This is a genomic window from Vibrio sp. V08_P9A1T1, assembly GCF_963874405.1.
Lineage (GTDB): Bacteria > Pseudomonadota > Gammaproteobacteria > Enterobacterales > Vibrionaceae > Vibrio > Vibrio anguillarum.
This window is the reverse complement of the sequence record NZ_CAWNIB010000037.1, coordinates 1-9950: the sequence shown is the minus strand read 5'-3', so window position 1 is coordinate 9950 and position 9950 is coordinate 1. Positions and strand designations below refer to the sequence as shown.

5 protein-coding genes and 1 tRNA gene are annotated in these 9950 nt (G+C 38.9%); 4 read left to right on the top strand and 2 right to left on the bottom strand.

What is annotated here, in order from left to right; translation table 11 throughout:
- Positions 1 to 94: 94 nt before the first annotated feature.
- From AACT21_RS02265 to AACT21_RS02250, 4 genes are all read left to right on the top strand, one after another.
- Positions 95 to 185 (top strand) — tRNA-Ser (locus AACT21_RS02265).
- Positions 186 to 269: 84 nt separating this feature from the next.
- Entirely contained in the window at positions 270 to 1583 is a 1314-nt protein-coding gene (locus AACT21_RS02260; RefSeq protein ID WP_094164161.1) for a tyrosine-type recombinase/integrase, read from the top strand.
- Entirely contained in the window at positions 1577 to 2326 is a 750-nt protein-coding gene (locus AACT21_RS02255; protein ID WP_094164160.1) for a hypothetical protein, read from the top strand. Before AACT21_RS02260 ends, AACT21_RS02255 begins: the two co-directional genes overlap by 7 nt.
- A gap of 66 nt (positions 2327 to 2392) precedes the next feature.
- Positions 2393 to 3025, top strand: coding sequence for a hypothetical protein (locus AACT21_RS02250; protein ID WP_094164159.1), 633 nt, complete (start codon positions 2393 to 2395; stop codon positions 3023 to 3025).
- Between the two features lie 371 nt (positions 3026 to 3396).
- On the opposite strand, the gene AACT21_RS02245 is transcribed toward AACT21_RS02250, so the two are convergent.
- A complete protein-coding gene (locus tag AACT21_RS02245; protein ID WP_094164158.1) occupies positions 3397 to 4110 on the bottom strand; it encodes a hypothetical protein in 714 nt (237 codons plus the stop codon).
- Positions 4013 to 9799: a hypothetical protein gene (locus tag AACT21_RS02240; RefSeq protein ID WP_254917205.1), complete on the bottom strand. Its 5787-nt coding sequence runs from the start codon at positions 9797 to 9799 to the stop codon at positions 4013 to 4015. The genes AACT21_RS02245 and AACT21_RS02240 overlap by 98 nt, the downstream gene beginning before the upstream one ends.
- Positions 9800 to 9950 lie beyond the last annotated feature (151 nt).

Below are 9950 nucleotides of genomic sequence, written 5' to 3'. Positions count from 1 at the left end.
GCTTTGAATATCGCTTACATATCATTAAAAATATGAAAGCAAAACTAAAAATATAGCATTATCAAAGTAAGACTAATTTTTAGTGACAATTTGTGGAGAGATGGCTGAGTGGTTTAAAGCACCGGTCTTGAAAACCGGCGATGGTTAATAGCTATCCTAGGGTTCAAATCCCTATCTCTCCGCCACTTTTATGAACTAAGCTGTTGATTTTTCAACAGCTTTTTTCTTTTCTACGGTACAAAAGTCACTGATACATAAAGGTGATACATATGTACCTGTTTAAACATCCTTCTAGCGTCTACTATACTCGCGTAAACTTCCCTTCTTCGCTTCAGAAAAAGGGCTATCCTACTGAAAAGCGCATATCTCTTTTAACCAAAGAACGTAAACTTGCGATTATTCGAAATCTTGAGATGAGCGCTCACTTAAAGAGCCTGTTCATCGATTTGCTTAAAGATTCAGATATGGATTTCTACACTTGCTCAACTTCTATCGATGCTGTTGTTGAAACGCTACGTAGCAATTATCGTGAAGAAGATCAAAATCGCTACTACGCTTCACTTCCTGCTGTTCAAGATGACATTCAACTTCCTCGACACATTGATCTGCAAGATGAACGTACTTACCGGCAAACCGTATCTCCGTCTTATCATTTTCGCCGCTGGCTTGCTCAATTTATTCAATCAAAATCTACAGAAGGTGTTGTCGCTTTAACGACTCATCAACTTCAGCAACGAGTGAGCCATTTCCTAGACTATCTTGATAGAGAAGAGCTTTCAGAGCCAAGCACAGGCGATATGCTGAGCTATATTGACCACCTGCGTTCCGAAGGTCGTTCAGCTAAAACCAATAAAGACTATTTTGCTTCAACTAAGCAGTTTTTATCATGGTGTACGATTAAAGAATTTATTCTTGTAAACCCAGCTCAATCACTAAAGCCAAGTTTTAAAAATACGAAGCACGCTAGTGAACAACGCGAGCGCTGGAGCATTTCTGAGCTTCACCATTTTTTCCTTAGTGAAGATTTCAAGCGCCAATCAGAAGATTTTCAATGGATCTCTTACTTACAGCTATTCTGTGGCTTTCGAACTCAGGAACCTTGTCAACTCTATACAAATGATGTGCATTGCGATGAAGCTATTCCGCATATTTCTATAGCAGATTACTATCCACATCAGCATCTTAAAAATCAGCATGCAGTTCGCTATGTCCCTATCCATCCGTATCTGATCGAGCGTGGTTTCCTAGATTTTGTTCGTTCTAGAAAATCAGCTACTAACCAACCTTTGTTTCATTACTCTCCTCAAGGAGCGGATAACGATTGGTCGAAACTGTACCGAACACAATTTGGCAAGTTACAAACTCGATTAGGGATGAAAGCTAAGCAACGTCCCACAGCATACAGCCTGCGTCACACGTTTATTGATGAGTTAAAACAATTAGATGAACCAGAACACCGTGTTGCGGAAATTGTCGGTCATGTGAATCCGCATATGACTTTCGGACGTTACGGCAAAAAGGCACAGCTAGATAAGCAATTTAAAATCGTTTCAAAAATGCAGATAGTGGGGTTGTCATGTTAAATATTACTATGAATGACCTGAAAGGCATGATTTACACTATCAACCAATACTATGGTTATCCTGATTATGACTTTTCGCCACTATTTTATTTAGGCATCACTAGGGATGACATTATAGTTCTAAATACAGTCATTGCTGTGTTACGTGCAGAACCTTATGCAGGACTTTGGTACTTTTCCGATGCTCGTGCAAGGAACGTAATAAATAAATTGGGCGGTATTCAACGACTGAAAGAAGCTCTAGCTCTTGAAGACTACACGTTTTTGCAGTTTCTCGCTGATAAGCACTTTGATGAAAAAGCTGGGATGTGTTTGCCATACCAACTGTTCTTAACATTTGCTCCCGAAATTCGTCGTTCATATATGTCCGACGATGTGATGCTAGCCCCTTCGCTATGCGTACAATTCTCTGATGGACTCAGAGTGCAGGCGATTCCATTGCCTAATCATCGTCAAACACGGATACCAATGACTAATCAAGAAGCAGCGTACGTAGCAGTGATGCTTTATAGCGATAAGTATCAGTTTCAGAGCTATGATTCATCAGCATCAATACTCTCTTTACTTTGCACAAGCCAAAGTCGAACGGTTGATATAGAAGTACGATGCAGCGCATCACAACTCATGCATCATCAATATCCGGCTTTGTGTGTCAATGATGATTTGCCAGAGCATTCTACTGTCCGGAACCGACGAAAACTTGTCACTTTTTCGCAACGGATACTTCCGTTACTTCAGAGATAACTCACTTTAACTGAAAGGGGCGCGGTATTGCGCCCTATCTTTCAAACGCAACGGAGTTACAGATTTATGCGGAAAATAAAAACGATTACGGTCAGCCATGCGTACAAGCCTCAGTTCGAGCATCTAGTTGAGCTAAGAGAGCAGCGCGGTTGGCGAACGGTTAGCCCTGTGATTAAACACGGAGAGTGTTATTGTGTTGATATGGCAATCGAGCAGAGACCCGTTATTTACATTGGCATTTCCGGAGTACTGTATCCGAACGGCGATGATGCTCAATTAGCTGCTATTGATGCATACAAAGCTGGGAAATTTACTGATATTCAGTTTATACCGAGTGCCGTCCAGAATTTGATAGCCTTACTAGATTCAACAGGAGCTAGGTTAAAAATTCATTCTATGTGGCGCTATAGGCTTTATGGTGAGACACAGCAAATGACTCAGTTATTCTTGAACAACGGCTTTGAGCCACACCACCTGCACCCAGCATTTTTTGTTCCGTTCAAAGGACGTGATGGAATTAAGCAGTTAGATATCAACTTTTCTCTTAGTGATGATGCGTTGGTTAATATTGTGGTTGATACCTGTCGGTTAGGGCTATCATCACCGTTTGTTAGCTATGAGATTCAATCAATGGTAGAAGGAGTGTCTAGTGGTGATATGGATGTGATTCGAAGGCTGATTGATAGAGAGGTCTTGTGACCTCTCTACATCCTAAAACAGAATTGGACAAAAATGAGTTAAGCTTTTCGCTGTAATTAGCTACTTTAGATAAAAATATATATTGTGACCTACGCGCGTTTGAGAATTTTATCGAATGGTTATGCAAAAAGAAAGCAAGGCTATATGCCTTGCCTCTTTAAGCACATATACCAACCATACTGCTAGTATTTCCGCTTACTCAAGCACCAGCTTAATTGCTGATCTGTGAATATTGTCATCGTCAAGATCACATACTGAGGTTTTGTTGGTCACCAACGCTCGATCGAATGCGATATCATTAACGGAGTGTTTAGGCTTCTCTATCGTCTCAGCATTGCTCTGCAGCCCTAAAGATCCACAGGCTTAACTCTTTAAATACGACTCGTTTCCAAGATTCTCAATTCTTCCTGAAGCCCTTGTCTAATCGACTTGCTTATCTTTTCAAAAGCTTCTAATTTAGCTATTCGATTGCTTAAATTCTGAACTCTTTGTTCTGTTTTATCTAGTGCAATCTCATCTGAAAATCTAGCTATAAACTGGTATTCATTTGAATCCACAGCCCCTGATACATGTTGTAGCCAATCTTTTGTATTATCATTTTTTGCGTGCTCGACAGCTTGTTCAAATATAAAAGTGATTAAAGTTCTTGCTGCTGAATCGAGGTGTTTAGCTAGCTCAACCCAAGACGTTGAACCTCCCAGTTGCTCATTTTCCTGACCATCATAACTATTTGAAAAATAGCGGGGCATCACGGTTTCTGGGCTAAGCGAATCTAAAGCCTTAAATATAGGCTCGAAGTTTTCAAATGGTCTCGTACCGTCAGGAAATACTGAGCGGCTCTCCCAAAGCTGTATTATAGTATTAAAGCATTGCTTCTTCGCTTCCTCATCTCCGTTCTCAGCTAAAAGAATCTGCTCAGATAGGTAATTAATCATCCAAGCTGTAATATAATCTAGGTCGTTTTCTTGAAAGCTAGAGATGAGTTTTTTACCTAAATTGATAACTTTTTCTTGTGTCTCTAAGTTTTCCGTCTCCAGATAAGATGAAGGTTTTGCTGTATCTTGGTATGTATCCGAGTTCATCATCTTTATTCCTATTTCTGTATGATCCTTTGAAAGTTCGCTGAATATTTACTTGTATAGCAATATCCACATCCAGTTGGTCACAGATAAGTTTTAAAAAGTTAAGAGATGCTGAGGCAGGGCTGCCAGAGCTTATGTAAAAATCTGGATCGTTGGGCTTATCCTCACTCCAGTATTTATTTTCAAGACATATGCTGTGGTCTGATAATAAAGTACAGCTCTTTTCATCCTCACTGTAAGTCACATTGATTACCTCAGTCACGCATTGGCTTAATTTATAGGGCTGAGCGTATATTATTCCAGAGAATGGGTCTTTCGGTTCAATATCATTGATTTCACCATCTGCGAGCAGCCATTGCTTGCAACGAAACTTTTGATTGTTTTGATAATCGTAATCAGAATCGCAAAAGTTGTATAAATAACACTCACCAATATGACTATCGAAGTTAGCAGTTGTATGTAAAAGCGACTGACTTAGCTCTTTAGGAACCAAAATAGTAGAGAACGATATATGCTCGTTTCTACCATCCTTATATTCATCCCAGCAGCCCTCAACGTTAAGCCAAGTGGATGATTTGTCTTTGGCAATAAGCTGATCAATAAAGTCTGTTTCAACTATTTGCCATGGCCAGTCTTCATCATATTTTTCATTTAACCAATCCGGTTTGTAAATAGGTATAGGATCCCTAAGCTCAGATAGTAGTATACCGTTCTTATTAAGAATTAAGTGCTTGTTAAGCCATGCATCCCAACAATTAACGTCATCATCCTCCCCCTGAATTACTGGCATGGCCTCCAGTAATTTGGAGGCAACTTCAAGCATCAAATGATATGATATATAAAACCTGTAGTTGTCAATTTTAGGATAACTCGAACGTGAACTCTCTATGTCATGCCAATTTCTACGATTTTTCCAAAGGTCTGCTCTTGAATCTGGTATGTGTGAAGATTCAAAGCTCATTTCCCAGCGGTTAAATAAAACATCTTTAGCAAGATCTTCGACTTGCTCACTTGGAATACCAAAGACACGACCTAACGGTTCAAACCAGTATCTATCGAAGTCATAAGCAAACCAAACTTCTTGGAGATCGCCTAATGTATTTTTTTTATGCCAAGGTGAATCCACGCAATAGCGATATTTGTTTTCGTTAATTGTAGAGTGTGGCGACACACAAACTTTTTGAAGCTTTTCAAACGTAGATCTGTCGAAACAATCTGGCCTAAATTGCTGTAACGATAAGCATATTTGTTTTCCATAATATGGAAACAATATTCCACACTCATTATTCAAAGCGATTTCAGAAAACAAATTTTTATTATCTATCAATAAGTTAGTGCATTCGCTTGCACAACGAGTTAATGCTACGAGCAAATATAATTTGGCATGTAAATTATAAAACGTATACTTGGTCGGAACATAATATTTAGGTAGTCCTTCGTTGTAACATTCTATAAGCAAGTTGATTTCAGGCTGGCAATTAAGTTTGTATAATCTACGAACAGCATGCACAGCTCTCCACCGTTCCTCAGCTTGAGGTGAACCGAGATTTACATATATATAACAAACTAAAGCATGAGAGAGATTTTTGGGGACTTGTATAGAATCATTCCAACTACCATCGGCATAATCTTCTTCGATGTGCCTCTCAAGCCTAGATAAGCCAAAGTCTATTAATTCTTGGGCTTCTGCTATGTTTAGATTACTAGCACTGTAATGAGCAAAACTAAACAAGGCACTAGCTGATTCTATATCGACCGAGTTTGATAATCCCTTAATAACGCCTTCTTTTATGGCTACATTAGTACCTTCATTTAAGAAGAAACTATTCAACATATAGTATCTTTCATAAATCGTAGTGAATCTAGTGGGATACCTAGATGCAATATACTTAACTGAATCATTCCAAGACTTTTCTACTGAGACCTTGTTTTTCCATGCATCAGGGATATTTTCAAATGCCCACCGAAGATCATAAAAATCTAGTTGTTCTGACTGACTAATTACATCTAGGAATGAACGTAATCTTCGTGAAGTAATCTTTTTATAGCATCCCCGCCAAAACTGTTCGGATTTCCTTGGGTAACCTTGGTTTTCATAGCACTGGAATGCATCTCTGAAGCCAGCGTCAGTTGACAAGTCAAATTGTCCGTAAAGCTTATCCCACTGATATTCTTCAGTTTCTTCTTTTTTCATTACACTAGGTAAAGAGCCAGCTCTATCTTGCTTTAAAGACGCTGCGAGCCGTTTAACTTCATCGTATGTTATACACTCCAGCTTATATTGCGTTGCTAATTTATGTATCTCTATCCACTTATCACCGACAATTCCTTGTGTTCTCAAAACTCGAACATAATCATCTAGCATTCGTTGCTGGTTATGCTTGGAATGGTCTTTGGCAAGACATTTCTTTAAAAAGTCAAAAAGTCCATATTCCCAAGAAAATGATGACAATGACCATAGTGAAGCTGGTGATGCAAGATCTGAGTCTACCGCATTATGCGCTAAAGCATATATTTGCCTTTCATGCCAACCTACGTTTCTATCCTTCCACCGACTTAATATGGGGAAAGTTGATTCTGACGAAAGTTGAAAACAGGTTGATACAGCATCATTGCGATCCCAATATTTTTCTCTGGCAACTGAATCACCAATCATTTCTGCACATCTCATATAGCGATGGGCAAGCGCTGGATTATTGACCCCACTTTGTGAACTGCGCTTAGCAATTGATGTTAATGCCTCCCAACGAATGACACCTTCTTCTCCAAAGTCTAATGCTTTGTTTAGCGCCTCATCAAAATAAGACGCGGCATCATCTCTGCCGACACAAAGGACTGCTCTTGATAATTTAATAAAGTGCTCTGAACGCGACTCTGGAGATTCGTCATAGTCATAGTTTCTTAAAGATGAATAACAATGTTCTTCTATTGACTCACTTAGCTCAAGAAGCTTATCGTTCCTACAACTAGCTCTAAGAAAATAGAAATCATCAACAAAAGATACTTTGAGTTTATTGTCGTTGTAATTTTTTACGAACAGAGCTTGTTCTTCTAAGAAGTCAGAGTTACAAAACAGGATGTTTTCAAACTTTGCCTTTGTAATTTCGAAAGGCACTGGTTCATATTCCCGATAAGAGCTGTATCCTATTTTTGAAGATATATTGTTTGCAGATTCATGCTCTTTTTTTAAGTTTATGTCTATACCTGATAAAACTTTAGCTCTTACCATATACCAAGGTAAAAGCTTACCAACTTGCTCTTTAGCTCGCTCTAACTCTCTCTTGGCTTCATAAGAATCATTCTTACTACTCCAGCTACTAGGAATATAATTATCCAAGCTTAAATCAAAATCACCTTTGAGTGCTGCATGAATAGATAAGTAGCGTAGAAGGCTCTCCCTTGCACCATCATATTGATGATCATCAGCAACACGATAGCACATGGGGAAATTGAAGTAATAATTAACCCCCCTTCGAATATTCGCGATAGGCAAGTCATGAATTAAACAGGCTTCAAAAAATGATAAGTATGCATCGGCTGTAAAACCGGTGTTGTGAAAAGATTCAGAAGGTTTATCTAACTTAGATTTCGGCTTAATAATTTGATTTAGGCAGCGAGTTAGGCAAGCTCTAGGAGAGGGTTTCCCCACTTTCATCAATTCTGAAGTGATAGCGATAATGAAACTAGGATTGTGCTTACCGTAGTTTGCCATCTTTTCTATATGTTCAAAGTCTCCTGCATCAATAAGCCTTTCCGTACATCTAGAAGTAATCCTATATATACATGAAGATGGGCTCCAAGAGAGTAAGAAGTCAGCACATTTTTTCCAGCCTTTAATTCGATATAGTGCAAATGCTAATTCTACGATTTCAATATCTTCTAGTTTTTCATTAAACCTTTCTTTCTCATCTTTTGCCTCGTTACGTTTTTGAAAATAACGGCCAAGCCAATGTACAGCAGATCTATAGTAGCTATAGGCCTCACCTTTCAAACCGGATACACTCGACAGTAAAGATGCTGCGAATACAGTTTCTGAACCATCCCAGCTACCACTTAACTCTTTTCTATGAGCAAGTTCTTGTATGCGCCCAGGAGATAAAAACAAAGAAGCAAGATCTACATTATTTGTTAAAATATCTATTTGGCGGTCATTCCCAGCAATCTCTTCACCAGCGGTCAGCGCCAGTTTTGCCGCTTCATATAACCGGTTGGTCTTTAGAGCAGCTTTAAATGCGTACTGTAATCTTTGCACTTTCACTTGATTATCATCAAAAGAACTGATTGAAGGGAGGAAATTCTCAGATAACGCTAGCTCCACCAATTCGTCTAACTGCTCAGCTTTTAGTAATAGTAAAGGAAGTGACTCTGAAACATACGGAAATTCTGTCGCAAGTGGCTTAATCGCGTTTACAAACGAATATATTTTTTCGGGAGTTGTAGAGTAGTTATCTTGAAACCACTTTTCAGTTGGTTCATCTCTAAATTGAACGGTGTCATCAATTTGCCATAGCGGGTGGCCTAAATCTGCTATAAAACTTTTTACTGAGTCCGTAGATACATTAGCCGCCTTCGCTAAAACTGCTATTGGCACAAATGGTGGCAACACAGCCAACCCTATGCAGATACTGTCTATGCTCTCACGATAGTTTTTAGGAAACTCATCCTTAATTCTAAAAATTGACTCTTCTAATTGCCGTTCTATTAAGTCTTCAACAGTTAATACTTTCGAACCAAAAGACAGCAACAGGTTGCTCAACGAAGATATTTTTAATGATAGTGCATTAGATTGCACTCGCGGGTTTCCGCCTGTTAAGCGATTAAACTCAGTAGCTTGTTCTATAGTTGAAGCCGAATACTTAGCTTGTAAATTGACAAGCGTTTCATCGTTTGAAAACGGAGATAGTTGGATTGGTTTAATGGAAGACGGTGGGTCGAGAAGATCTAATCTCTCTGGTCTACACGTAAACACCAATCTACAATTGTCAGGCACCACTTCTTTTAAAAGTTGGCTGACGAAACACGTCCCCCCGTGTTCTTCAGCAGCCATTTCAGCATTGTCTGCGGCATCAAAGATTAATACTAAAAAAGCACTTTCATCCTGCGCTGATAGTGTAGTACAAACTTCTCTAATTCTGTTCAAAAATGCCTTAATCCAGTGCTCATCTGGTTCGTTTCTAGTTGGTATTATCTGATCGCATAAACCTTCTTTTGCAAGCGTGTTGATCACCTGAGTAAGAGCGTACTTGGCTTCATGCCGTTTAGCGCTTGTTCTACGGTAACTTCCGTTCCCAAAACAATCATATGCTATTACGATTGATGGTTCATTGAATTCGGTAAAGAGGTTACTACTTAAAATTGACTTACCTACACCACCATTTGCAGTGATAATAGTGTGTGATGTAGCCGACTTTATAGACGCAACGATACAGGTTTGTTCATCTCTAGGGATGTAATTGTCGATTGGCTCAAAGAGTGGCGGAGCTGGGAAAAAGTCATCGAAACTTATTACATCAAAAGCTTCAAGCATATCTTCTCGTTTAATGACATTAGATTGACCCGGCTCGATTTTTTCCCAAACTTTGGCTACTAACAGCTTTTCTCTATCTAGGATATTTTTTGAAACAGATAACTTAGCTAGCTCTTTGTGAATATCATATTTTTGTTCATCGTAATTGCCTTCGGAATCACACAACTGCAAGCATTCGCAAAATTGCTTGAGCTTCTGCCCCTTGAAATTTGTATATTCTTCAAGTGTTTTCGTAAATCCATCAGGGGCATTTTCACCACTAGCTATTTTCTCAATGTATTTCTTAAAGTTTCGTGAAATTAAGCGATTTGTAAGA

Bases quoted from the DNA above. Each gene is read 5' to 3' on its own strand.
- AACT21_RS02260 (WP_094164161.1), top strand. From the start codon at position 270: ATGTACCTGTTTAAACATCCTTCTAGCGTCTACTATACTCGCGTAAAC.
- AACT21_RS02255 (WP_094164160.1), top strand. From the start codon at position 1,577: ATGTTAAATATTACTATGAATGACCTGAAAGGCATGATTTACACTATC.
- AACT21_RS02250 (WP_094164159.1), top strand. From the start codon at position 2,393: ATGCGGAAAATAAAAACGATTACGGTCAGCCATGCGTACAAGCCTCAG.
- AACT21_RS02245 (WP_094164158.1), bottom strand. From the start codon at position 4,110: ATGATGAACTCGGATACATACCAAGATACAGCAAAACCTTCATCTTAT.